Source organism: Brevundimonas sp. Marseille-Q4549, from assembly GCF_976940555.1.
The window spans coordinates 1,308,417-1,330,283 of sequence record NZ_CDRHXG010000001.1; the positions used below are offsets into that span (position 1 = coordinate 1,308,417).

Annotated in this window: 22 protein-coding genes; 7 read left to right on the forward strand and 15 right to left on the reverse strand. The window is 67.9% G+C overall.

Annotation, left to right across the window (positions count from 1 at the left end; genetic code table 11):
- Positions 1–3: 3 nt before the first annotated feature.
- The 6 genes from ACWPV3_RS06490 to ACWPV3_RS06515 all read right to left on the reverse strand — a co-directional run bounded on the left by ACWPV3_RS06490 (position 4) and on the right by ACWPV3_RS06515 (position 8,527).
- A complete protein-coding gene (locus ACWPV3_RS06490) occupies positions 4–180 on the reverse strand; it encodes a hypothetical protein (RefSeq protein ID WP_453977285.1) in 177 nt (58 codons plus the stop codon).
- 62 nt (positions 181–242) lie between these two features.
- The gene (locus tag ACWPV3_RS06495) at positions 243–3,059 is read right to left on the reverse strand and encodes an HlyD family efflux transporter periplasmic adaptor subunit (protein ID WP_453977286.1); all 2,817 of its coding nucleotides are present in this window, start codon (positions 3,057–3,059) and stop codon (positions 243–245) included.
- The gene (locus ACWPV3_RS06500; protein WP_453977287.1) at positions 3,059–3,622 is read right to left on the reverse strand and encodes a TetR/AcrR family transcriptional regulator; all 564 of its coding nucleotides are present in this window, start codon (positions 3,620–3,622) and stop codon (positions 3,059–3,061) included. Before ACWPV3_RS06500 ends, ACWPV3_RS06495 begins: the two co-directional genes overlap by 1 nt.
- Before the next feature lie 46 nt (positions 3,623–3,668).
- Complete coding sequence (locus ACWPV3_RS06505) at positions 3,669–4,178, reverse strand: GNAT family N-acetyltransferase (protein ID WP_453977288.1); 510 nt, start codon at positions 4,176–4,178, stop codon at positions 3,669–3,671.
- Entirely contained in the window at positions 4,175–6,262 is a 2,088-nt protein-coding gene (locus ACWPV3_RS06510; protein ID WP_453977289.1) for a S46 family peptidase, read from the reverse strand. The genes ACWPV3_RS06505 and ACWPV3_RS06510 overlap by 4 nt, the downstream gene beginning before the upstream one ends.
- A 171-nt stretch (positions 6,263–6,433) precedes the next feature.
- Positions 6,434–8,527, reverse strand: a complete 2,094-nt coding sequence (locus ACWPV3_RS06515) for a S46 family peptidase (RefSeq protein ID WP_453977290.1) — start codon at positions 8,525–8,527, stop codon at positions 6,434–6,436.
- A 214-nt stretch (positions 8,528–8,741) separates the two neighbouring features.
- Between ACWPV3_RS06515 and ACWPV3_RS06520 the strand changes: the two genes are divergently transcribed.
- The 3 genes from ACWPV3_RS06520 to ACWPV3_RS06530 are packed head-to-tail and all read left to right on the forward strand — an operon-like array spanning position 8,742 to position 11,726.
- Positions 8,742–9,914: an ABC transporter permease gene (locus ACWPV3_RS06520; protein ID WP_313454587.1), complete on the forward strand. Its 1,173-nt coding sequence runs from the start codon at positions 8,742–8,744 to the stop codon at positions 9,912–9,914.
- Positions 9,911–10,678, forward strand: coding sequence for an ABC transporter ATP-binding protein (locus tag ACWPV3_RS06525; protein ID WP_453977291.1), 768 nt, complete (start codon positions 9,911–9,913; stop codon positions 10,676–10,678). Before ACWPV3_RS06520 ends, ACWPV3_RS06525 begins: the two co-directional genes overlap by 4 nt.
- Before the next feature lie 34 nt (positions 10,679–10,712).
- Complete coding sequence (locus ACWPV3_RS06530) at positions 10,713–11,726, forward strand: HlyD family secretion protein (protein WP_453977292.1); 1,014 nt, start codon at positions 10,713–10,715, stop codon at positions 11,724–11,726.
- Between the two features lie 3 nt (positions 11,727–11,729).
- Here the strand turns inward: ACWPV3_RS06530 and ACWPV3_RS06535 are convergent, their stop codons facing one another.
- Complete coding sequence (locus ACWPV3_RS06535; protein WP_453977293.1) at positions 11,730–12,563, reverse strand: LysR family transcriptional regulator; 834 nt, start codon at positions 12,561–12,563, stop codon at positions 11,730–11,732.
- An 84-nt stretch (positions 12,564–12,647) separates the two neighbouring features.
- Here ACWPV3_RS06535 and ACWPV3_RS06540 point away from each other — a divergent pair, with 84 nt between their 5' ends.
- Positions 12,648–13,802, forward strand: a complete 1,155-nt coding sequence (locus ACWPV3_RS06540) for an MFS transporter (RefSeq protein WP_453977294.1) — start codon at positions 12,648–12,650, stop codon at positions 13,800–13,802.
- On the opposite strand, the gene ACWPV3_RS06545 is transcribed toward ACWPV3_RS06540, so the two are convergent.
- On the reverse strand, positions 13,784–14,581 hold the full coding sequence (locus tag ACWPV3_RS06545) for a crotonase/enoyl-CoA hydratase family protein (protein WP_313454423.1): 798 nt from the start codon (positions 14,579–14,581) through the stop codon (positions 13,784–13,786). The two genes, ACWPV3_RS06540 and ACWPV3_RS06545, sit on opposite strands and share 19 nt — an antisense overlap.
- Before the next feature lie 116 nt (positions 14,582–14,697).
- Positions 14,698–14,850: a hypothetical protein gene (locus tag ACWPV3_RS06550; RefSeq protein ID WP_292086338.1), complete on the reverse strand. Its 153-nt coding sequence runs from the start codon at positions 14,848–14,850 to the stop codon at positions 14,698–14,700.
- Positions 14,851–15,007: 157 nt separating this feature from the next.
- Here ACWPV3_RS06550 and ACWPV3_RS06555 point away from each other — a divergent pair, with 157 nt between their 5' ends.
- Both ACWPV3_RS06555 and ACWPV3_RS06560 read left to right on the forward strand, forming a co-directional pair.
- Positions 15,008–15,232, forward strand: a complete 225-nt coding sequence (locus tag ACWPV3_RS06555) for a DUF1289 domain-containing protein (RefSeq protein WP_409516239.1) — start codon at positions 15,008–15,010, stop codon at positions 15,230–15,232.
- Positions 15,233–15,290: 58 nt separating this feature from the next.
- A complete protein-coding gene (locus tag ACWPV3_RS06560) occupies positions 15,291–15,818 on the forward strand; it encodes a retropepsin-like aspartic protease family protein (RefSeq protein WP_292086341.1) in 528 nt (175 codons plus the stop codon).
- Positions 15,819–15,834: 16 nt separating this feature from the next.
- Here ACWPV3_RS06560 and pgsA read toward each other — a convergent pair whose 3' ends face one another.
- The 6 genes from pgsA to ACWPV3_RS06590 all read right to left on the reverse strand — a co-directional run bounded on the left by pgsA (position 15,835) and on the right by ACWPV3_RS06590 (position 20,962).
- Positions 15,835–16,479: a CDP-diacylglycerol--glycerol-3-phosphate 3-phosphatidyltransferase gene (gene pgsA / locus ACWPV3_RS06565; RefSeq protein WP_453977295.1), complete on the reverse strand. Its 645-nt coding sequence runs from the start codon at positions 16,477–16,479 to the stop codon at positions 15,835–15,837.
- A 68-nt stretch (positions 16,480–16,547) separates the two neighbouring features.
- A complete protein-coding gene (locus tag ACWPV3_RS06570) occupies positions 16,548–17,171 on the reverse strand; it encodes a carbonic anhydrase (RefSeq protein ID WP_292086343.1) in 624 nt (207 codons plus the stop codon).
- 20 nt (positions 17,172–17,191) lie between these two features.
- Positions 17,192–19,057 (reverse strand): excinuclease ABC subunit UvrC, encoded by a 1,866-nt coding sequence (gene uvrC, locus ACWPV3_RS06575; protein ID WP_453977296.1) that lies wholly within the window; start codon positions 19,055–19,057, stop codon positions 17,192–17,194.
- A 16-nt stretch (positions 19,058–19,073) separates the two neighbouring features.
- Positions 19,074–19,520 carry a DMT family transporter gene (locus tag ACWPV3_RS06580; RefSeq protein WP_453977297.1) on the reverse strand — a complete coding sequence of 149 codons (447 nt, stop codon included), beginning with the start codon at positions 19,518–19,520 and terminating at the stop codon, positions 19,074–19,076.
- A gap of 31 nt (positions 19,521–19,551) precedes the next feature.
- Positions 19,552–20,415: an alpha/beta hydrolase gene (locus ACWPV3_RS06585; protein ID WP_453977298.1), complete on the reverse strand. Its 864-nt coding sequence runs from the start codon at positions 20,413–20,415 to the stop codon at positions 19,552–19,554.
- 61 nt (positions 20,416–20,476) lie between these two features.
- Positions 20,477–20,962, reverse strand: coding sequence for an NUDIX domain-containing protein (locus ACWPV3_RS06590; protein ID WP_312733869.1), 486 nt, complete (start codon positions 20,960–20,962; stop codon positions 20,477–20,479).
- Positions 20,963–21,103: 141 nt separating this feature from the next.
- On the opposite strand from ACWPV3_RS06590, the gene ACWPV3_RS06595 reads away from it, so the two are divergent.
- Entirely contained in the window at positions 21,104–21,865 is a 762-nt protein-coding gene (locus ACWPV3_RS06595; protein WP_453977300.1) for an SDR family oxidoreductase, read from the forward strand.
- The last annotated feature ends 2 nt before the right edge of the window (positions 21,866–21,867 follow it).

Below are 21,867 nucleotides of genomic sequence, written 5' to 3' on the forward strand. Positions count from 1 at the left end.
GGCTCAGGGCTTCTTCTTGAAGGTGTCGCCGATTTCGGTCGCGTCCGGCCCATCTGGACCGGCGCTCTGACGCGCGGCCAGGCCGACCTTCCTGACCGCCTCGTCGGAGGTCAGGACATCGGGCTTTCCGGCCGGATCGGCCCCGTTCTTCTCACGCCCCCTGGTTTGTTCGCGATCCATGACGCTCTCCCTTCGACGGGAGAGGTAGCGTTATGGCGGCCAGGGCGTTCCGAAAACAGCGCCTAGCCCGCGGTATTCACCTTGGCCACCACAGACATGCCGGGCGCCAGTCGTTCGACCGCCGGCTGGCCGGGATCGATGCGGATGCGGACCGGAATGCGCTGGGCGACCTTGGTGAAGTTGCCCGTGGCGTTGTCGGGACGGATGACGCTGAACTCGGATCCTGCGGCCGGGGAGATGCGCTCGACCCGACCGCGCAGGGCCTGGCCGCCCAGGGCGTCGACAGTGATCTCCACCGGCTGTCCCACGCGGATGTCGCGCATCTGGGTCTCTTTCATATTGGCGGTCACCCAGACCACGTCGGGCACCAGACCCATCAGCTGGGTGCCGGCGGTGACATACTGGCCCTGGCGCACCCCGACCTCGCCCAGACGGCCGGCGCGGGGGGCGACGATGCGGGTATTGGCCAGGTCGATCTGGGCCAGACGCACGGCTGCGCGGGCGTTCTCGACCTGGGCGGCCAGGGCGTCGCGGCCGACGACGGCGGTCGTGACCCCGGTCTGGGCGATGCCCTGCTGGGCGCGGGCCTGGGCGACCTGGGCCTGGGCGCTGCGCAGGGCGGCCTCGGCGATGTCCACGTTGGACTGGGACACCCATCCGCCGGCCTTCAGGGTGCGGGCCCGCTGAGCATCGGCCTGGGCGCGGGTCAGGGTGGCCTGGGCGGCGGCGATGGCGGCGGTCTGCTGAGCCACCGATCCGCGCGCCGAGGCCTGGGTCTGGGTCGAATTGGCCAGGGCCGCCTCGGCGGCGTGCAGGGTCGCCTCGGCCTGGTCCACGCGCTGGCGATAGATACGGTCGTCGACCTGGGCCAGCAACTGGCCCTGCTCAACGGTCTGATAGTCCTGGACCGGGACGGCGGTGACATAGCCGCTGACCTGCGGGCTGATCAGCGTCACCTGGCCGCGCACATAGGCGTTGTCCGTGCGCTGGACCGCGCCGGTGAAGGGCGGCAGTTGCCAGGCGTAAAGAACAAGCAAGACCCCGAACAGGGCGACGGCGGCGGCGATCACCGTCCACAGCACGTTCTTCTTGGGCGCAGGCGCAGGCGCAGGCGCAGCGGGCGGCGCGGCGGGGGCTTGCGGAGCGGGGGCGGGCGGGGTGGCGTCGGTCATGGCGGGTCTCGGTTCAGTCGGCGGCGCTGCGGCGGCGTGAGCTGCGGCGTCGCCGGTATTGGTCCTGGCGTCGCGGCGGGCCTTCCACCGCGGTCTCAGGTGCGTGATCGTCACCCAGGCGCTGCCCAGGGCGGCGATGACGGCGATGGCCAGGAAGACGTCGTTGTAGGCCAGAACATTGGCCTGCTGCGTCACCTGGCGAGACAAGAGGGCCACGCCTTCGGCGTTCAGGATCGCAGGGTCCTTGATGGTCGAGGCGTAGGCGCCGGACAGTTGGCGCAGGCGCAGGGCCACCTGCGGATCCAGCGCCGAAATCCCGGCCGCCAGCTGGTTGGAATGGTATTTCTCGCGGATGATCTGGAGCGTCCCGGTCAGGGCCGATCCCGCCAGACCGCCGACGTTCTGAAGCACGCTGAACATGACGATGAAGCTGATCAGATTCTGCTTGCCCTGGGTCAGCACCTTGACGATGCCGATCATCAAAGCTGGACCGATGAACATGGCCGAGGCGAAGGCGATCAGGGCCTGGCTGAAATACAGCTGGGCCGGGCGCGTCAGGACGGTCGAATGGCTGTCGATCCAGGCGCCGACCGCGATCAGCGCCAGGGCGATGGCGATCGGCTTGTTCAGCTTCTCCATGTTCAGGGTGAAGGCGCTGACCAGTGTCCCGGCGATCATCGACAGCAGGATGACGACGAACAGGCCGTGAAGCTGATCCGGTCCCAGACCCACGACGGTCAGGAAGCCCACGGCCCCGGAGGTCTGTTCCGACAGCACCATGCGGATCAGCAGGATCGCCCCGAACAGCCGCAGCAAGTCCGGTCCGGTCAGCCAGCGGGTGTTGATCAGCGGGTTCTTGCGATTGTGCTCGACCAGGAAGGCGGCGGTCAGCAGGATGACGGACCCGATCAGGGCCCAGCCGATCCAGGCGGCCTGCGTCCACCAGACGATCCGCCCCAGACCCAGGGCCGCGCACAGCAGGGCCACGCCCGGCGCGAACAGGGCGAAGGTCAGGAAGTCCAGACGGTCGAACACCCGCAGCCGCTCGGACGGCGGCAGCTTGACCACCTGCACCGCGCCCCAGGCGACCAGGCACAGGCCCAGCTCGAACAGATAGAAGGCGCGCCAATCGCCCAGCTGGAGCAGGCCAGGCATGACCAGGCGCGAGATCGGCACGGCGAAACTGGCCAGGCCGATGCCGATGATCAGCCCCTTCAGCCGGTGCGCCGCCGGAAAGGCCTGGATCAGATAGAGGAAGCCCAGGCTGGTCAGGCCCGCGCTGGCCATGCCGGCGATGGCGCGCACCAGCAGCGTCGACTGATAGTTGTCGACGAACAGGTGGGCCGCGCAGACCAGCACGAAGGCGCCCAGGAAAATCTGGGTGAACAGGCGCAGGCCGTACTGCATCCGGAACTTGACGAGGATCAGGTTCATGCAGGCGTTGGTCATGACGAAGACGACCGGCAGCCACGCGGCCTCGGTGATGGTGATGCCCAGCGAGCCTTGCAGGTTCTGGATGTTGGCGGTGACGGCGGCGTTGCCCAGCGATCCGACCATGGCGACCAGCAGGCCGGTCAGGGCGTATTGAATCCGCATCGGCCAGGAATGGTCGGGCGTGGCGGGCGAGCCGGGCATCATCGGCCGCTCGTGCGGCTTCAGCGTCTCGACATACTGTTCCCAGGGCAGGTGCCAGTTGTTGCGGGCCATCAGCGCGGCCTCAGCCCATCAAGCACCAGCGCGCGGGTGCGCAGGGACACGGCCTCGCGCTCGGCCGCGTCGGCGCCCTGAAAACCGGCGCCCAGCAGGGTGGCGATCAGACGAATGTCCATCGGCCGCAGATCCTCCCGCACCAGACCGGCGGCCTGGGCCCGCGCCAGCGGTGCGGCGCCCGCCTCCATCAAGCTCTGCCGCAGGGGTGTAAGCGCGTCCGGCGACCGCACGTTCCGCACCAGCCCGGCCAGACCCGCATTGCGGATCATGTCCTCGGACAGCCGGTCCAGAAACCAGAAGAAGACCGCCGGATCGTCGCCCTGTTCCGCCGTGCGCCGCCCCAGGTCCGCGACATCGGCCTCCAGCACCGCCAGGGCCAGTTCGGTGCGGTCGGCGAAATGGCGATAAAGCGTGCCGCGCCCCACCCCGGCCTTTTCCGCGATCAGGTCCAGCGGTGCGTCCAGCCCCTGTTCCGACAGCACGACGCGCGCCGCCTGCAACAGGGCGGCGCGGTTCTGAACGGCGTCCTTGCGGACAGGCTTGGGGACGGGGCGCGACATGATGAGGCGCTTAAATGGACAGCCGCGTCCGTTTTGCAAGGGGCGGCTAGAGCGCTTTTTCCAGCACCACGAACTCCAGCTCCGGCCGGGGCGGATCGACGGGGAAGGGGCGGGTCTCGCCCTTGGGCGCATAGCCGCGTCGCCGATACCAGGCGATCAGTTCTTCGCGGCGATGGATGACGGTCATCTCCATGCGCCGCGCGCCGAAACGGCCGACGGCCTCGGCCTCTGCGGCGGCCAGCAGGCGACGCCCCAGACCGGACGCCTGCAGGGTCGGCTCGACCGTCAGCATGCCGAGATAGGCCAGGCCGTCGCCGGCGCGCGCGACCTGGACGCAGCCGATCAACGCGCCGTCGCGATGGGTCAGCAGGATGACCCGCGCCGGATCGGCGATCAGGGCCGACAGTTCCGCCGCGCTGGTGCGATCATCGAACAGCATGTCCGCCTCATGCGTCCAGCCGGCCCTGGCCGTCTCGCCGCGATAGGCCCGTTCGATCAGGGGATGCAGGGCGGCGATGTCGTTCGACGTCGCCGCCCGAAAGACGACCTCGCTCAACGCGTCCTGACTGGCGCGACGCCCAGCTCCGTCAGCAGATGATCCATGCCATAGACGTCGCGCAGGGCCACGGTGACGGCCTGGGTGGTGACGATCACGCTGCGGTTGGTGTTGCGATCGTAGCCATAGGCGTTGCGCTGGGTCAGGACAGTGGAATCGAAGTTGGCCCCGATGATCTCGCCCCGGGCGTTGACCGCGGGCGAGCCGGACGAACCGCCGATGGTGTCGGTCGAGACGGCCATGTCCATCACCGCGTTCGGATCGATCCGGTCCTTGGCGGCCATCAGCTTGGGCGCGACCTTGAACGGCTCGGCGCCGGTTGCGCGGTCCCAAAGGCCGGCGAAGGTTGTGAAGGCAGAAAATCGCTGGCCCGGAACGTCGGAGCCTTCGACCTTGCCATAGGTCAGACGCAGGGTGCCGGTGGCGTCGGGATAGACGGCGTCGCCATAGGCGGCGAAGCGGGCCGCCGCCAGCTGTTCCGACGCGCGGTCGGTCGGGGCCTTGACCTTGTTCTCCCATTCCGTGCGGACGGCGCGAGCGTCGGCGTCGATCGACAGGACATACTGGATCATCGGATCGTCCGACGCCTGAACCGCCGCCAGGCCGCCGGTCCACAGGGCGCGACGCACGGCCGGATCGGCCAGTCTGGTGCCGGCGACGACGCGGGCCGACAGTTCCTCGGGGCTTTCCTTGCCCAGCAGGGTGCGGACATGGGGGCTGTCCACCGTCAGCCATTCCCGCGTCTTGGACAGCCACCATTCCAGCCGGATCTGCTCCAGCTCGGGATAGGTGGGCCTTTCGGCGAACAGGCCGGATTCGACGCCGGGCAGGCGGCTGTCGGCGAACTCGGCCAGACGCTGATCCGACGGCTTGGCCCGCTCCTGCGCGCCGCGCACGATGGCCTTGGCCCATTGGAACAGCTGCGATCCGCCCGCGACCGATGTGGTGCCCAGGCCCGTGCCGCCTTCCAGCAGGGCGGTCGGGGCATAGAGTTCGCGGGCCAGCGGCTGGACGGCCTTCAGCGCCTCCCAGGGGTTCGGACCGCTGGCGTCGGCGGCGGCGTAGCGCTGCATGAAGTCGGCCTCGGCCGCCGCCTTGGTCTGCATGAAACCGGCGTCGGTCAGGGCGCGCATCCGGCCCAGACCGCGCTTGTAGGTGTTCTCCACGCCCACGATGGGGTCCATGGCGATGAAGGCCTGATCCTCGCCTTCCTCGGCATAGCGGATCAGACGCCCGCGCAACTCAGAAGCAATAAGTTGGTCCAGCGGCAGGACCACGTCGCGGATGGTGGCCAGCTGATCCATCGTCAGCAGGCGCTGGGTCGCGCCGGGATTGCCTGAGACGAACACGGCCTCGCCCTCGGTCGGCTTGTCGGCGTTCCAGACGAAATGGGTCTGCGTCTCGACCGGCTTGCCGTCCTCGTACAGGCGGATGAAGGCCGCATCGATGGCGAAGCGCGGGAAGGAGAAGTTGTCCAGATCGCCGCCGAAGGTCGCGGCCCGATCCTCGGGCGCCCAGGCCAGACGCACATCCGAGTATTTGCGGAACTTATAGAGCTTGAACTGCCCGCCGCGATACAGGCTGACGACCTGGCAGCGGATCTTGGGATCGTTACCGCAGGCCTCGGTCTCGATGCGCCCCGCCTCGGCCTCGCGCGCCTGGGTGAAGGCCTGGCCGTCCAACCCTTCGCCCGCCTTGTGCATCCGCTCGGTGACGTCGGAGATGTCGGTCAGGATTTCGGCCGTGGCGCCGGGGCATTTCAGCTCTTCCTCGCGGCTCTTGGGCGTAAAGCCGGTCTCGCCATACTGTTGTTGCGGCGTTGACAGGTTGGCGACGCAGGTGGCGACGCAGTGATTGTTGGTCATCACCAGCCCCTGGCCCGACACCACGCCCGCCGAACAGCCGCCGAACTTCACCGACGACAGCCGCACCCGATCCAGAAACGCCTGATCGATATTGGTCCCCAGCGTCTGGTTGGCGCGGGCGATGGGGAAGTTGTCATAGGTCCACATGCCTTCCTCGGCGCGCGCCGAAGTGGCGGCGAAAGTGAGAACGGCGGCGGAGGCGAGGAGAAGAGGGCGCATGGAAAACTCCTGATCCTTCTCCCCTCGGGGGAGAAGGTGGGCTCAAAGGGCTCGGATGAGGGGGCTCTGTCCGCATTCAGAACGGAAAAAGGGGGCCTGGGTCAACCAGCCCCCTCATCCATCTGGCTCGCGCGAGCCGCCTTCTCCCCCGGAGGGAAGAAGGACTTTGGATCAGCGACGCACGCCCAATTCGCGCAGCAGGCGCGGCTGGTTGTAGACATTGCGCAGGGCCTCGGTGATGGCGGCGGTCGAGACCGTCACCGTGCGGTTCAGCTCGGGATCGTAACCGAAGCTGCCGCCCAGCGAGTGGATGTTGCCGTCGAAGGCGGCGCCGATCACTTCACCCTTGGCGTTGATCACGGGCGAGCCGGAGTTGCCGCCGATGATGTCGTTGGTCGAGACGAAGTCATAGACGGTCGCCTTGTCCACCTTGTTCTCGGCCGCCAGCCAGTCGGTCGCCGCATTGAACGGCTCGGCGCCGGTGTTGCGCTCGTACAGGCCGCCGATGTGGGTGAAGGGCTCCACCGTCACGCCGCGATAGGTCCAGCCCTTCACCTGGCCATAGGACAGGCGCAAGGAGAAGGTCGCATCGGGGTACAGGTTGGTGCCGTAAACCGCGAACCGGGCCTGAGCGATCTTTTCGCCGGCGCGGCTGGTCGGGCCGGACACGGCCGATTCCCACTGGGTGCGCACGGCCTGGGCCGCATCGTCATTGGCTAGGACGAACTGGATCAGCGGATCGCCCGAGGCGGCCAGCTGTTCCGGCGTCATGGCCAGGGCCTGGGCGCGGAACGCCGGATCGGCCAGGCGCGTGCCGTCGACCAGACGCTCGGCGATCTGTTCGGGGCTTTCCTTGCCCAGCAGCGCCTTCACGTTCGCATTGTCGACCGTCAGATATTCGCGCGTTTTGGACAGCCAGAAGTCCAGGAAGACCTTTTCCAGGTCGGTCGAGATCGGCGTCTCGGTCGCCAGACGACGGCCCAGGGCGGCGATGTCGGCGTCGGAATAGCCGGCGCGACGTTCGGCGACCGGCTTGGCCCGTTCCTTGGAGGCGCGCACGATGGACTTGGCGTAGCTGTACAGCTGCGAACGCTGGCCGGCGGCGGCTTCAAGCTGGCGGTAGGGCAGATAGAGGTCGCGCTGGGCGGTCGAGACGCGCTCCAGATCGGCCCACGGATCGCCGATGCGCTGGGCCAGGGCCGGGTCGGCGGCGACGCGCTGACGCAGTTCCTGCTCCTCGCGGCGCTTGGTGGCCATGAAGGCGGGGTCGGTCAGGGCGCCTTCCTGGCCGTAATAGACCTTGAAGCTGTTCTCCAGGCCGAACAGCGGATCGACGGTGACGCGCTTGGCCTCTTCGCCGGTGGTGGAATACTCCAGCAGGCGGCCGCGCAGTTCGGACGACTGGATCAGGGTGATCGGCAGTTGCTGGTCGCGCAGGACTTCGAGCTGGGCCATCGTCAGCAGACGCTGGGTCGAGCCGGGGTTGCCGGCCACGAAGGTCACGTCGCCTTCCTTGGGCGCGTTCGGGTTCCAGGTCAGGTGGTTCGGCGTCGCGACCGGCTTGCCGTCCTCGTAGATGCGCAGGAAACCGGCATCCAGGGCGTAGCGCGGGAAGTTGAAATTGTCCGGGTCGCCGCCGAAGAAGGCCGCCTGGAACTCGGGCGCGAAGACCAGGCGCACGTCGTCGTATTTGCGGAACTTGTACAGCTTGTACTGGCCGCCGCGATAGAAGCTGATGACCTGGCAGGTCAGCTTCTGGTCGTCGCCGCAGGTCTCCTTCTGGATCTTGTCGATCTCGGCGGCGCGGGCCTGGACGAAGGCGGCGCCTTCAAGACCGGCGCCGGCGCCCGTGACGCGGTCGGTGACGTCGACGATGTCGGTCAGGATTTCGGCCGTCTGGCCGGGGCACTTCTTCTCTTCCTCGCGCGATCCGGGCATCCAGCCGTTCTTGACGTAGTCGTTCTGGGCCGTGGACAGGTCCTGCACGCACGAAACGACGCAGTGGTGGTTCGTCAGCACCAGCCCTTCGCCCGACACCAGCGAGGCCGAGCAGCCCTGCAGGCGGACGGCGGCGTTGCGAACCCGATCCAGCCACGCCTGGTCGATGTTCGTGCCGTATTTCTCGTTCACCGTGGCGATAGGGAAGTTGTCGAAGGTCCACATGCCTTCGTCCGCGCGCGCGGAGGTCGCAGGCGCGGACAGGACGGCGGTGGCGGCGCCGAGCGCGGCAAGCGAGGCGGTGAGACGAAGCGAAGGCAAGGACATGACGGCGTGTTTCCCGGAGCGTGGGACGGCCTGTCCCATCTGTTATTTTGTAACTAACGCCGACGAAGGGCCGGCGCCAAGAGGCTCCATCGGCCTTAATCCCCTGCTTTCGAACCCGCAATGACTGCGGCTCACTAGCCTTACCCCGATTTAACTTGGCGGCGAGAGGGTGCACGGTCAGATAGGCGCGAGTATCGGGGGTTTATCGACGACGATGTCGCTTGCGCTATCAACATTGCTGTTCGAGTGGCGCCGCTATATGGCGGCGGTCATGGCCCTGGCCCTCTCGGGTCTTCTGGTCCTGGCGATGACCGGCGTTTTCATCGGCATCGGCAAGGGCTTCACCGCGACCATCGAACGATCGAACGCCGACATCTTCATCATGCAGCCCGGCGCCAAGAGCCTGATCGGCGGCCCTTCGGGCGTGCCGCGCCGGTTCATTCCGCTGGCCTACAACCACCCGGAGGTGGTCGAGGTCATGCCGCTGGACGGTGCGGGCGGCACTTTCCAGAACATCAAGAATGTCGATCCGACCAAGAGTCAGGCCGAAAACGCCTCAAAGGGCGCGCCGCGTCAGAAGTTCGTCCAGGCCAGCATCATCGACACCCGGCCGGGTTCGGTGACGATCCCGACCGACTATTCGCAGGAACTGGTCGACGCCCTGCGCCAACCTTATACGGTCGCCGTGGACGAGACGGCCCTGACGACCCTGGGCGTAAAACTGGGCGACAAGGCCCTGTACAACGGCCAGACCGTCACCGTGGTCGGCGTGACGCGGGGCTATCCCAACATGATGCAGCCGGGCGTGGTCATGTCGCGCGACACCCTGCGGATGTTGGGCCAGGCCGACACCGGCCCGCGCGTCGGACCGCTGATGATCAAGCTGCGCGATCCGGCCAGGGCGCCGGTCGTGGTGGCTCAGTTGAACGCCATGGGCAATGGTCAGTGGAAAGCCTGGACCAAGCAGGAACTGGCCGACGCCAACGCGGGCGCCATGTTCGAGGAAGGCATTCTGGTCATCATCATCGGCGGCTGTGTCGTTCTGGGGATCATCATCGGCGTGGCCATCACCTGGCAGACCCTGCGCGGCGCCATCATGGCCAATATCAAGGAGTTCGCCTCGTTGCGCGCTCTGGGCGTCAGCATGGGGTCCCTGCGTCGGATCGTGGTCGAACTCAGCTTCTGGGTCGGCGTCGTCGGCGTCATCGCGGCCATCGTCCTGACCTGGCTGGTGTCGCTGCTGGCGATGATGGGGGCGGTGATCATCGCCCTGCCGCTGTCGCTGCTGATCATCGTGGGCATCGGCCTTATCGCCATCGCCATGGTGTCCGGCCTGCTGTCGCTTGGCATCCTCAAGAACAGCCAACCGGCGGACCTGCTGCGATGACCGACACGTCTTTTGGCCATACCAAGGTTCACGGGAAGCACGGCGACTTCGCCATAGAGGCCAAGAGCCTGGTCAAGCGGTTCAAGTCCGGCAAGGCCTGGGTGGAGGTGCTGAAAGGTGTCGATTTCGATGCGCGCCACGGCGACCTGACCATGGTCATGGGGCCCTCCGGCTCGGGCAAATCCACACTGATCGCCGCTCTGTCCGGCCTGCTGAAGCCTGAAGAGGGCCGGGTGGACGTGCTGGATGTCGACGACCTGTGGAAATTGTCTTCGGGCCGGATCGACAAGTTCCGGCTGGATAACTGCGGCTTCATCTTTCAGGGCTTCAACCTGTTTCCCGCTCTGACCGCCCTGCAACAGGTCGAGACGGTGCTGAAGTTCCAGGGCCTGACGGCGGGCCAGGCCAAGAAGCGCGCCACCATCGCCCTTGAAGAGGTCGGCCTGGGCCACCGTCTGCACCAGCGGCCGGCGGCTTTGTCGGGCGGTGAAAAGCAGCGCGTCGCCATCGCCCGCGCCCTGGCCAAGGATCCCAAGATCCTGTTCGCCGACGAACCGACCTCCGCCCTGGATGGCGAGAACGGCCAGGTGGTCATCAAGCTGCTTCGCCGCGCCGCCACCGAACACGGCGCCGCCGTCATCTGCGTCACCCACGATCCCCGCCTGGAGGCCTGGGCCGACCGGGTCATCCATATCGAGGACGGCCGGATTCTGGACGACCAGCGCCGTATTCCCGATCCCAACGCCATCCTGGCGGCCCACTGAACACCACGACGACATCCCTTAGGACGACACCTCCATGCCCGGCTTCCTGAAGAAAAAACGCACCTGGATCGGCCTGTTGCTGGTCATCGTGCTGGCGGTCGGCTTCATGCTGTTCCAATCCGCCGCCAAGACCAGGAAGGCAGAGCAGGAGAAGGCGGCCGCAACCAAGGTCGAAAGCCCCTACGCCGCCATCGCCAACGGCAAGGTGGATGTCGAGGGCGGCATCATCCAGATCGCGGCGCGTCGCGGCGGGATCGTCCGCGAGGTTCTGGTGCAGGAGGGCGACCAGGTCACGGCCGGTCAGATCCTGGCCCGTCAGGAAGACGATGAAGCGCGTCTGGCGGTCCAGGCCGCCGCCGCCGCCGTCAGCCAGGCCGAAAGCCAACTGGCCCAGATCCGCGTCGATATCCGCACCGCCCAGCGCGAGCAGGAGCGCCTGCAGAAGCTGGTCGCCACCAATTTCGTCGCCGCCCAACGCATGGACCAGGCCCAGGACGCCGTCGCCACCGCTCAAGCCCGCCTGGGCTCCCAGATTGCGGCGGTCCAGACTGCGCGCGCCCAACTGGACCAGGCTCGCTACAATCAGGAACTGACGGTCATCCGCGCCCCGACCAACGGCCGGATCGTGCGCCGCTACGCCAATCCCGGCGCTGGCGCATCGACCCTGAACGTCTCCAACATGTTCGACCTGGAGCCGGACGCGCCGCGTATCGTCCGCGCCGAGGTGGTGGAAAGCGACCTGCCCAACCTGCGCGACGGCCAGGCCGTCGAGATCAGCCCCGAGGGCGACTCCACCAAGGTCTATATCGGTTCGGTCCTCCGCCGCGCCGCCGTTTTCGGCGCCCGCAAACTGGCCTCCGACGATCCGTCGCAACGCACCGACGAGCGGGTGGTGGAAGTCGTCGCCTCGGCGGGCGACGCGCCCCTGTTGATCGGTCAGCGTGTGCTGGTCAAGTTCATGAAGCCTGGCGAAACCGCCGGCGCCAAACGCCCCGTCCAGGCCGGCGTCCCCGCCAGCCAGGCCATGCGTCCGGCGGGCCAGAAGTAGGGTCTAGGGCGCCGGCGGCGTCTGCGCCTTCAGCCAGCGGATCAGGCGTCGCTCGCGCATCGTGGGCTCGCCGCTCTGCCGGAGGGCCGCCACCACGCCGCCGTCGCGCACGAACCCGAACGGGGCCGTCAGGCGACCCGCCTTGACGTCGTCGGCCACGACGATCCAGGGCAGGACCGCGACGCCCAGAGCCGCCACGGCCGCATCGACGACGAAGTGCAGATGCTCCAGTCGCCGCACCGGACCGTCGCCTGCCGGTCGGCCTGACGCCGTCGCCCAGTCACGCCAACCCTGCGGATGGGTCGTGGCGGCCAGGCGGGGTGTGTCGTCCGCCAGGGTCAGCGACGGGGCGTGGACCAGGCCGATCCAGTTTTCGGCCAGGACCTCCGCTTTGGCCGCTTCGGCCGCCTCCTGCGTCAGGATACGGACGACCAGATCGGCGCCGCGCTGCTTCATCGCCTGAGGCGCCAGATCCGCCAGTTCCAGATCCATCCCCGGCAAGGTCGAATTCAGGTCGGACAGGCGCGGGATCAGCCATTTGACCGCCAGGCTGGGATGGATGGCCAGATGAATCTGGGTTCGGCCGCGCACCTGTCGCACGGCGACGTCCAAGGCGTCGAACGCCGGCGTCAGACCGGACAGCAGGTCGCGGCCGGCCGGCGTCAGTTGCAGCCTGTGCCGCGGTCCCTCGAACAGCCGCACGCCCATCGCCGCTTCCAGCGCCTTGACCTGTCGGCTGACGGCGCCGTGGGTCACGTTCAACTCCTGCGCCGCCCGGGTCGCGCCGCCCGTCCGCGCCATCGCCTCGAACGCGCGCAAGCCGGTAAGAGACGGCATTGCGGCCCGGTTTGTGAGTTTTTCGCACATGGGCGTTCGGATATGTCGCTTTCGGCCCTTCGGCAAGGTGGGCATCGGCGGGGGATGTCATCGTCGCGCTTCGCCGTTCCGCTGTTGGGCCTGGGTCAGGCGATCAACTTCGCCTCCAGCTACTATCTGCTGGGCGTCATGGCCGATCCGGCTGCCCGGGCGATGAGCATGGGAACGCAGCCGCTGTTTCTGGCCCTGTCCGTCGCCTTCCTTATCTCTGCGGTCCTGACGCCCCTGGCCGGGCGGTGCGTCGAACGGTTCGGCGGCGCGCGGGTTCTGGCTGTCTCCCGCCTGGCCTTCGCCCTGGCGCTTGGCGTCCTGGCCTTGGCTCCGAATGTTCCGGTCCTTTGTCTAGGCGTCGTCCTGCTGGGGGTCGGCATGAGCGGCGGCCTTTATGGAACCGCCTTCGCCATCGTGGTGGAGATGCAGGGGCAAGGCGCGCGTCGGGCCATCGCCGCCGTGTCGCTGCTGGGTGCTCTGGGCGGAGCCTTGGGGTGGCCGATCAGCCGGGCGGTTCTGGACGTCGTCGGCTGGCGCGGCGCCTTCGCCTTTTGGGGCGTGGTTCAGGCCGTTGTCTGCATGCCCGTCGCGCTTTTCCTTTTGCCGCGCAGGGCTGCGAGTCCGACCATCAAGTCGGTCAATGAGCCGGTGCGTTGGTGCCCCGCCATGATCCGCCTGGCGGCCTTCTTCGCCGGAGCCTGGGCTGTATCCACCGCCATGGGCGCACATCTGCCCCGCCTGTTGAGCGATCTGGGTTTGGATGCTGCGACCGCCGCCTGGGTCGCCGGCCTCATGGCCGCCAGCGCCATCGCCGCACGCCTGATCGACCTGACGGTGCTGCATCGGTCGCATCCGATACTGAGGGCGCGCGCCGCCGCGCTGCTGCATCCCGCGGGCGCTGCGATCGCCAGCGTCGCCGGGCCCATGGCCGCGCCCGCCGTGGCGATCGGCCAGGGTCTGGGCAACGGGCTTCTGTCGGTGGCGTCGGGCGTTCTGCCCCTGACCGTATTCGGGCCGGATCGTTACGCTCGACGCCAGGCCCTGCTGCTGACTCCGGCGCGATATTTTCAGGCGGCGGCGCCCTTGGCCTACGCCGTGGCGATGGATGTGTCGCCCTACGTCGCCCTGGCGGCCGGCAGCCTGGTGTGTCTGGCCCTGTTCGTCCTGACCTTCGGCCTTCGTCCGACCGATCAGCGTCCTTCGAATTGAGGCGGGCGTTTTTCCAGGACGGCGGCGACGCCTTCCTGATGGTCCTCGGTCTGGTGGGCCAGGGCCTGGAGGGCGGCCGAGAGTTCCAGAATCTGTTCGAAGGTCTGGTCACGGCCCTGGCGCATCAGGGTCTTGGCCATACGCAGCGCCTGGGCGGGCTGGACGGCGATCTGGCTGGCGGTGTCCAGGGCCTCGTCCATCAATCGCTCATGCGGGACCACGCGATTGACCAGGCCCCAGTCGGCCGCCGTTTCGGCGTCAATGCTGCGGCCGGTGAACAGCATTTCGGCGGCGCGGGCGTAGCCGACGTCGCGCGGCAAGCGCCAGGCGCCGCCGTCGCCGGGAATGATGCCGAGCTTCAGGAAGGGCACGCCGAAACTGGCGCGGTCCGAGGCGATGCGGATGTCGGCCGTGGCGGCGATGCCGCAGCCCAGGCCGATGGCCGGGCCGTTGACGGCCGAAACCAGCGGAATCTCCAGATCATAGAGCGACCGGACGATGCGATGCACCACCCGGCGGTAACGGGTGCGAATCTCGGCTCCCGATCCGGCGAACAGGTCGCGGCGATCCCGCATGGCGGTCAGGTCGCCGCCGGCGGAAAAGGCGCGGCCGGCCCCAGTCAGCACCACGCATTTCACCGTCATGTCCGCATTAGCGCGGGCGCAGGCCTGGGCGAAGGCGTCGCCGTCCTCGGGGTCCGGCAGGGCGTTCAGCCGCGCCTCCCGATCCAGCGTCCAGATCAGGATCGCGCCCTTCCGGTCTTCGGCGATCAGGCCCATGCATCATCTCCCCTGCTGGACGCGTCATCGACCCCGGACGCGGCGTCAGGCAAGCCGGAATTGCAAAAGCCCCGGCGAAACCGGGGCTTTTTCAGGCTGGCTGCCCCCAAGAGCGGTCAGCGTTTCTTGATCGTATAGGGTACGAAGTTGGACGGATGGCTGACTACCCGGCCAGAGTTCGACGGCATCTGCCGACTGTTCACCAGCATCCCGCCCCACAGGGCGAAGGACATCATGGCGTGCTGGAGGTTGCGCTCCTTGTCGTTCATCTTGGCGTCTCCTTTCGCAGAACGATGAAAAGAGACGCGTCGTACCAATGGGGATTCCACCCTCAGTCGTTTCGCGTCAGGTATGACTATAAGACGATTTCGTGAATTTGCAAATTTATCCATCCGTTTTCGGAGTAAATTTCGTGACTGTGTCACAGTGAGCGTCCCCGTTTCACCGCCCGGCCCGCCCAAGGCGATCGCGACCCCCTGCGTCATGGTGTGCGCCGTGGATGGAGAGAGCGGCCTGTGCCTGGGCTGTTTTCGCAGCCTGAAAGAGATCGCCGGCTGGCGCGCCCTGGGGGATGACGAGCGGGCGCGCATCATGGCCGAACTGCCCTCACGGCGGTCGCGGATCGATCCGGCCAAGCTGGGGCCGGCTTAAGGTTTCATCAGCCAAGTCGTTTCACCGCATCCCAATCCAAGGCGGTTACGACCGGGGCATGATCCGCATCGACCTTCAGTCCGCCGCCGTCTTCAGCGCCGCCGTCCTGGCGTCCCTGGTCACGGCCCTGACGATCCGTCATCTGGGCGGGGGCGACGCCGCCCAGGCCGCACCCTTCACGACGCCCGCCGTGGCGACGGTCTCGGCTCCTGCTTCGGGCGCGACGGCCCAGGTGGTCAAGGCGGCGGACGGTCATTATTGGGCCCAGGCGGCCATAGACGGCCGGGCGGTCAGGGTTTTGGTCGATACGGGCGCCAGCGTGGTCGCCCTGACGCGCGCCGACGCCCTGCGATTGGGACTGGACCCCAGGCCGGAGGAGTTCACCGGCCGCGTCCAGACCGCGTCGGGCGTGGCCCGCGCCGCGCCGGTCGAACTGGGCGCCGTGTCGGTCGCAGGTGCGCGGGTGGAGAAGGTCCAGGCCCTGGTGGTCGAGGACGGCCTGGCCTATTCCCTGCTGGGCATGAGCTATCTGGGCCGGTTGTCGGCCTTCGAGGCGACGCCGCGCGGCCTGACGCTGAAGCCCTGAGCGCGAAGGCTTACGCTCAGAGGTCTTGCATCTGACGGCGGGCTTCGCGGAAATACTGCCAGCCGGTCCACAGGGTGATGACCGCGGCGAACCAGATCAGGAAGACCGCGAAGGATTCGAACGCCGGCTGCCACGACAGGGGCGACCCGTCCTCGTTCTGCAGGCCGAAGGCGCTCCACAACAGGGTCAGTTGCAGCGCCGCCAGGGCCACCATCTGCACGGTCGTCTTCCATTTGGCGGCCAGAGTGACGGGCAGTTCGATGCGCCCGGCCATGGTTTCGCGCAGGGCCGAGACGGCGAACTCGCGGAACAGAATCAGGCCGCAGGGCAGGGCGATGCCCGGCAGGGAGCCCGAGGCCAGGACGCCCAGGATGGCCCCCGTGATCAGGACCTTGTCGGCGATGGGGTCCAGAATGGCGCCCCAGCGCGTCGTCGCGTTCCAGCGGCGCGCCAGGAAACCATCGACCCAGTCGGTGGACGCGGCGATGACGAATATCCAGAAGGCCCAGACCCCGAATTGCAACTGGGCGTCCGGCGACAGCCAGGCGTCCAGCGCGCCGGGCGCGGCCCCCGCCATCATGGCGAACATCACCACCCCCGCGAACAGGCGGATGCCCGTCAGGATATTGGGGATCGGATTGGCGCGGTGGGCGGTGGTCATCGTCATGTCCGTTGCAACGCCCCGGGTGTGGCATGGTTCGGCCTTGAGGCCAACGGCCGGGCCGAACGTCAGTCCAGCGGTTCGAACCGGGGCTTGTCGGTCAGGGCGCGCAGGACGCCGTCGGCGATGCCGAAATGCAGGCCACTGAGGATCAACCGGCCCGCCTGTTCGCGTTCGGCGATCCAGGGAAAGGTGCGCAGGTTTCTGATGGACAGTCGTACGATGGCCTCTTCGGCGGCGCGGTCCACTTCGTGGGGTTCGACCGTTTCGGCGACGTGACGCACCACGGGCGCCCCCTGCGCGATCCAGGGAGCGACGAAGTCGGAGACGATCTCGGGCGCGCCGTTGATCATGGCGTTGACGCCGCCGCAGTGGGCGTGACCCATGACGACGATCCGCTTGACGCCCAACACCTTGACCCCGAATTCCAGCGCGGCCGAGACGCCGTGCAGCTTGCCGTCGGGTTCATAGGGCGGGACCAGATTGGCGACGTTGCGCACCACGAACAGTTCGCCCGGCTTCGCGTCGAAGATCAGGGCCGGATCGGCGCGACTGTCCGAACAGGCCACGATCAAGGTGTGGGGCTTTTGGCCCTTGGTGGCCAGGACCTCATAGTCGGCGCGCGCCGTGGGCCAGTGATCGGCGCGAAAGCGGTGATAGCCGGCGGTCAGTTCGTCTTCGGTGTCGCTCATGGCGCTTCCTTACCGTCGGCTCACGCTTTTCGGAAGAAGGCGTGGATGCGTTCGGCCAGGGGCTGGCTGACGCCGTCGACCTTGACCAGATCGACCACGGAGGCGCGGCTGACGCCCTTGGCGGAGCCGAAGGCGTGGAGCAGGGCCTTCTTGCGGCCGGGACCGACGCCTTCGATCTCGTCCAGCGGGTTCTTCTTGATGTCCATCGAGCGGCGCTTGGCGTGGGCGCCGTTGGCGAAGCGGTGGGCCTCGTCGCGCAGCCGTTGCAGATAGTAGAGGGCCGGCGACTTCAGCGGCAGCATGAAGGGGGCCTTGCCGGGCATGAAGAACTTCTCCATGCCCGCATCGCGATCCGGCCCCTTGGCCACGCCGACCACGGCGATGTCGTCCACCCCCATTTCGGCCATGACGGCCAGCACCTCGGCCAACTGCCCCGCGCCGCCGTCGATCAGCAACAGGTCGGGGCGGACGACGTCTTCGCCCTCTTCCTCGTCCTTGATCAGACGGGCGAAGCGGCGACGCATCACCTCGCGCATCATGCCGTAGTCGTCGCCGGGCGTCAGGTCTTCGCCCCGGATGTTGAACTTGCGATACTGGGACTTCTGGAAGCCCTCGGGGCCGGCGACGACCATGCCGCCCACAGCATTCGTGCCTTGAATGTGAGCGTTGTCGTAGATCTCGATCCGCTCGGGTCGGCTCTCCAGTCCGAAGGCCTCGCACACCTCGTCCAGAATCTTGCCCTGGGCCGAGCTTTCGGCCAGGCGGCGGCCCAGGGCCTCGCGCGCATTGGTCAGGGCGTGGTCGACCAGGGCCAGCTTCTCGCCGCGCCTCGGGCGGACGATCTCGACCTTGCGATCCGCCTTCATCGAGAAGGCTTCTTCCAGCAGTTCCAGCTCGTGCGGGCGGACGTTGGACAGGATCAGGCGCGGGATGGGCTTGTCCTCGTAGAACTGGCCCAGGAAGGCGGCCAGAATCTCTGGGTCGGTGTCGGACTTGTCCACGCGCGGGAAATAGGCGCGGCCGCCCCAGTTCTGGCCCGCGCGGTAGAAGAAGACCTGGACGCAGGCTTGGCCGCCGTCGGAATGCAGGGCGAAGACGTCGCCTTCCGCCACGCTGTCGGCGCTGACCGAGTTCTCCATCGATATGGCCGACAGCGCCCGGATGCGGTCGCGCACGCGGGCGGCCTGTTCGAAGTCCATGGCGTCCGACGCGGCCTGCATCTCGCCCGACAGGCGGCCGATGACGGCGCGCGACTTGCCGCGCAGGAAGGCCTCGGCCTCGTCCACCAGTTCGCCGTAGTCCTCCAGCGAGATCAGGCCGGTGCAGGGCGCCGAGCAGCGCTTGATCTGATGCAGCATGCAGGGGCGGGTGCGGGTCTCATAGACGCTGTCCGAACAGGACCGCAGCAGGAAGGCCTTCTGCAGGGTGTTCAGCGTCCGGTTGACCGCCCAGGTCGAGGCGAAGGGGCCGAAATACTGGCCGGGCGTGGTGTGGGCGCCGCGATGCTTTCGGATCTGGGGGGCGCGGTGGTCGCTGCGGATCATCAGTTCGGCGAAGGACTTGTCGTCGCGCAGCACGACGTTGAAGCGCGGCTTCAGCTTCTTGATGAAGTTGGATTCCAGCAGCAGGGCCTCGGTCTCGGACGCCGTGACCACCAGCTCCATCGACCGGGTCTGGGCCACCATCAGGCCGATGCGCTGGGTGTGGAAGCGGCCCTGGGCGTACTGGACGATGCGCTTCTTCAGGCTGCGGGCCTTGCCGACATAGAGGCACGATCCGTCCTCGCCATACATGCGATAGACGCCCGGCTTGTCGGGCGCGCGCCGCGCCTCGTCGGCGATCAGCGCGGCGGCGGTCAATTTCGAATCGGGCGTCGCCTCGGTCATCCGCCCGGATATAGGGTCAGGACCGGCGAACCAGAAGGACGCCCGCCAGCACCAGTCCGACGCCGGCGATCCGGCCCAGGCTCAGCGGTTGTTGCGGCACCCCCAGAACGCCGAAGTGGTCCAGCGCCAGGCTGATCAGAAGCTGGCCGCCCACCATCAGGGTGATGGTCATGGCCACCCCAAGGCGCGGCACGCCCCAGGCGGCGGCGACCACGAAACAGGCGCCGTAGGCCCCGCCTAGCCAAGCGTACCAGGGCAGGGCGCGGGTCGCAGCGACATCCGGGCGGGCGTGCAGGATCGCCGCGACCACGCCAAGGGCCACGGTCCCGACAGCGAAGGAGACGAGGGCCGCATTGACCGGCGAGGCCACGGCCGTCGCCAACCTGGCGTTGGTCGGCGCCTGAAGGGCGGTGGCGCCCCCGGCCAGGACGACGACGAGGATGGCGATCAGCGACGGGTTCATGTCCCTTGGCTAGCACGGTCACGACCGTTTGCTAGCCCAGGATGAAGCGGGCGGCGCGTTCGCCCTCCGGATCGCCGGCGACGCCGAAGTCGCGCTTTATGGTCATGTGGCTGTCGTTCGGGGCCGGCACGACCTCGGCGTGGCCGCCGGCGCGCACCAAAGCTTCGGCCAGGCCGCGGCTTTGCGCCGTCGAATCCTGACGACGGGCGACGTGGAAAATGAGAAAGGGCGGATAGGTCACGCCGGATCGAATGCGAAGGGTGGGCGACAAGGCGGCGGCCTGATCGCCGAACGCCTGATCGTAAGTCCGACCCAGCCACTGATTGATAGGGCCGGTCCCGCGCGGGGCCGTGGCGTCATAGCCGGCGCCGTCCAGCAGGATCACCCCCGCCAGGTCGGACGGCTTAAGCCCGACCGCGCCCAGATAGTCGGGATCGACCCCGACCAGGGCGGCCAAGTGGGCGCCGGCCGAATGGCCCAGAAGATAGATCGGCCGACCGGGCAGGCGATGCTTCAAATCGGCGACGGCGGCGGCGACGTCCAGGGCCGACTCGCGCGCGCTGACGGCGGGCGCCAGCCGGTAGCTGGTCGAGGCCAGGGTCAGGCCATGTCGCCGGGCGTAGTCGGGCAGGGCGGCGACCATGGTCCGTTCGCCCCGCGACCAGCCCCCGCCGTGCACGAACATCAGGATCGGCCCGGTCCCTCTGTCCGCATAGAGGTCATAGGCCTGAAGCGGATCTGAACCGAAGGCGAAGGTGTGGGTGGGCGCGACGGCCGGACTCCCAGACGCCGTCCGACGACGTCGCCCATCGCCGCGTGTCTGGGCCAGGGCGTGGCCTGGCAAGGCGGCGCTGAGGGCCAGACCGATCAGGGCCAGGCGACGCGAGACGAGCATGGGGCGATCCTTCCGAACGGGCTTGACCGTTCTGAAACGCGCCGCCGGGGCGTTTTCCGTCTCACCAGGCGTGGGAAACCGGGGCGGCGTCGAAGATTTCGGCCAGGCGCGCACGGGTGCTGCGATGAGCGTCGTCGGGCAGGGCGGAGGGGTGAAACCAGCCGATCTCCGCGATCTCGCCCTGGCTGGCGCGCGGCCCCTGGTCGAAGGCGTCGATCCGGAACACCGCCACATGGTCGCCCGGAAAGAACCGCTCGTTCGAATGCAGCGACAGCAGGACCGGCTCTCCGCGCGCGATCACCCCGGCTTCCTCGCGCAGTTCGCGCACTACGGCCGCCTGGGTCGTTTCGCCCCGATCCACCCCGCCGCCGGGCAGCCACCAGCCCGCCAGATAGGTGTGCTTCACCAGCAGAACCCGCCCCTCGCCGTCCACCGCCACCGCCCGCACCCCCAGCGTCTTGCCCCGCGTCAGCCGCGACCAGGCGAAGAAGAGAGGGCGGGTGAAGGGTTCGACGTGGATGCGCCAGTTGTTCATGACGGTCAGCATGACGCCGCCTCGCGCGCTTGAACAGCGGGGCGCGCCGCTTTATCGAGAGGGCATAACAGGAGCATCCCATGCTGGCTCTCGGCATCATCTTCGGCTTCATCGCCGTCATCGCGGCCATCAACTTCTATGAGTTCGGTCGGGTTGACTGAACCGACGGCCGTCTCGGTGCGCGGCGTCGCCCTGGTCACGGGCGGGGCGCGCAGGATCGGGCGGGCCATTTGTCTGAGGCTGGCCGAGGCCGGGTTCGACGTGGCGATCCACCACCATGCGTCGGGCGACGATGCTCGGAACCTGGCGGACGAGATCGCGTCTTTGGGACGGCGCACCTGTTTGTTGCAGGCCGACCTGAGGGACGAGGCGCGGGTGCGCGCCCTGGTCGGCGAGGCAGCCGAGGCGCTGGGGCCGGTGACGGTCCTGGTCAACAACGCCTCGGTGTTCGAGGACGACCGCATCGGCGGCCTGACGCGCGAAAGCTGGGACAAACATATCGAGACCAATCTGCGGGCGCCTATCGTGCTGGCCGAGGCCTTCGCCGCCCAGGCGTCGGAGGGGGTCATCGTCAATCTGCTGGATCAGAAGGTGCTGAAGCCGGACCCGCGCTTCTTCACCTACAGCCTGTCGCGCAACGCCCTCTGGTGGGCGACCCGGACCCTGGCCCAGGCGCTGGCGCCGGGCGTCCGCGTCAACGGGGTGGGGCCGGGGCCGACCCTGCCGTCCATCCATCAGACGCCCGAGGAGTTCGCCGCCGAGGCGACGGCCACCCTGCTGGAACGGCCCGGCAGCCCGGAGGCGGTGGCCGAGGCCGTGCTGTGGCTGATTGACGCCCGCATGGTCACGGGCCAGATGATCGCCGTCGATGGCGGCCAGCACCTGGCCTGGCGCACGCCCGACATTCTGGAGTAGCC

Bases quoted from the DNA above. Each gene is read 5' to 3' on its own strand.
- ACWPV3_RS06560 (WP_292086341.1), top strand. From the start codon at position 15,291: ATGATCCGCATCGACCTTCAGTCCGCCGCCGTCTTCAGCGCCGCCGTC.
- ACWPV3_RS06525 (WP_453977291.1), top strand. From the start codon at position 9,911: ATGACCGACACGTCTTTTGGCCATACCAAGGTTCACGGGAAGCACGGC.
- ACWPV3_RS06530 (WP_453977292.1), top strand. From the start codon at position 10,713: ATGCCCGGCTTCCTGAAGAAAAAACGCACCTGGATCGGCCTGTTGCTG.
- ACWPV3_RS06510 (WP_453977289.1), bottom strand. From the start codon at position 6,262: ATGCGCCCTCTTCTCCTCGCCTCCGCCGCCGTTCTCACTTTCGCCGCC.
- ACWPV3_RS06500 (WP_453977287.1), bottom strand. From the start codon at position 3,622: ATGTCGCGCCCCGTCCCCAAGCCTGTCCGCAAGGACGCCGTTCAGAAC.
- ACWPV3_RS06585 (WP_453977298.1), bottom strand. From the start codon at position 20,415: ATGCTCGTCTCGCGTCGCCTGGCCCTGATCGGTCTGGCCCTCAGCGCC.
- pgsA (WP_453977295.1), bottom strand. From the start codon at position 16,479: ATGACCACCGCCCACCGCGCCAATCCGATCCCCAATATCCTGACGGGC.
- ACWPV3_RS06535 (WP_453977293.1), bottom strand. From the start codon at position 12,563: ATGCCGTCTCTTACCGGCTTGCGCGCGTTCGAGGCGATGGCGCGGACG.
- ACWPV3_RS06490 (WP_453977285.1), bottom strand. From the start codon at position 180: ATGGATCGCGAACAAACCAGGGGGCGTGAGAAGAACGGGGCCGATCCG.
- ACWPV3_RS06520 (WP_313454587.1), top strand. From the start codon at position 8,742: ATGTCGCTTGCGCTATCAACATTGCTGTTCGAGTGGCGCCGCTATATG.
- ACWPV3_RS06590 (WP_312733869.1), bottom strand. From the start codon at position 20,962: ATGCTGACCGTCATGAACAACTGGCGCATCCACGTCGAACCCTTCACC.
- ACWPV3_RS06580 (WP_453977297.1), bottom strand. From the start codon at position 19,520: ATGAACCCGTCGCTGATCGCCATCCTCGTCGTCGTCCTGGCCGGGGGC.
- ACWPV3_RS06515 (WP_453977290.1), bottom strand. From the start codon at position 8,527: ATGTCCTTGCCTTCGCTTCGTCTCACCGCCTCGCTTGCCGCGCTCGGC.
- ACWPV3_RS06550 (WP_292086338.1), bottom strand. From the start codon at position 14,850: ATGAACGACAAGGAGCGCAACCTCCAGCACGCCATGATGTCCTTCGCC.
- ACWPV3_RS06540 (WP_453977294.1), top strand. From the start codon at position 12,648: ATGTCATCGTCGCGCTTCGCCGTTCCGCTGTTGGGCCTGGGTCAGGCG.
- ACWPV3_RS06545 (WP_313454423.1), bottom strand. From the start codon at position 14,581: ATGGGCCTGATCGCCGAAGACCGGAAGGGCGCGATCCTGATCTGGACG.
- uvrC (WP_453977296.1), bottom strand. From the start codon at position 19,057: ATGACCGAGGCGACGCCCGATTCGAAATTGACCGCCGCCGCGCTGATC.
- ACWPV3_RS06570 (WP_292086343.1), bottom strand. From the start codon at position 17,171: ATGAGCGACACCGAAGACGAACTGACCGCCGGCTATCACCGCTTTCGC.
- ACWPV3_RS06495 (WP_453977286.1), bottom strand. From the start codon at position 3,059: ATGGCCCGCAACAACTGGCACCTGCCCTGGGAACAGTATGTCGAGACG.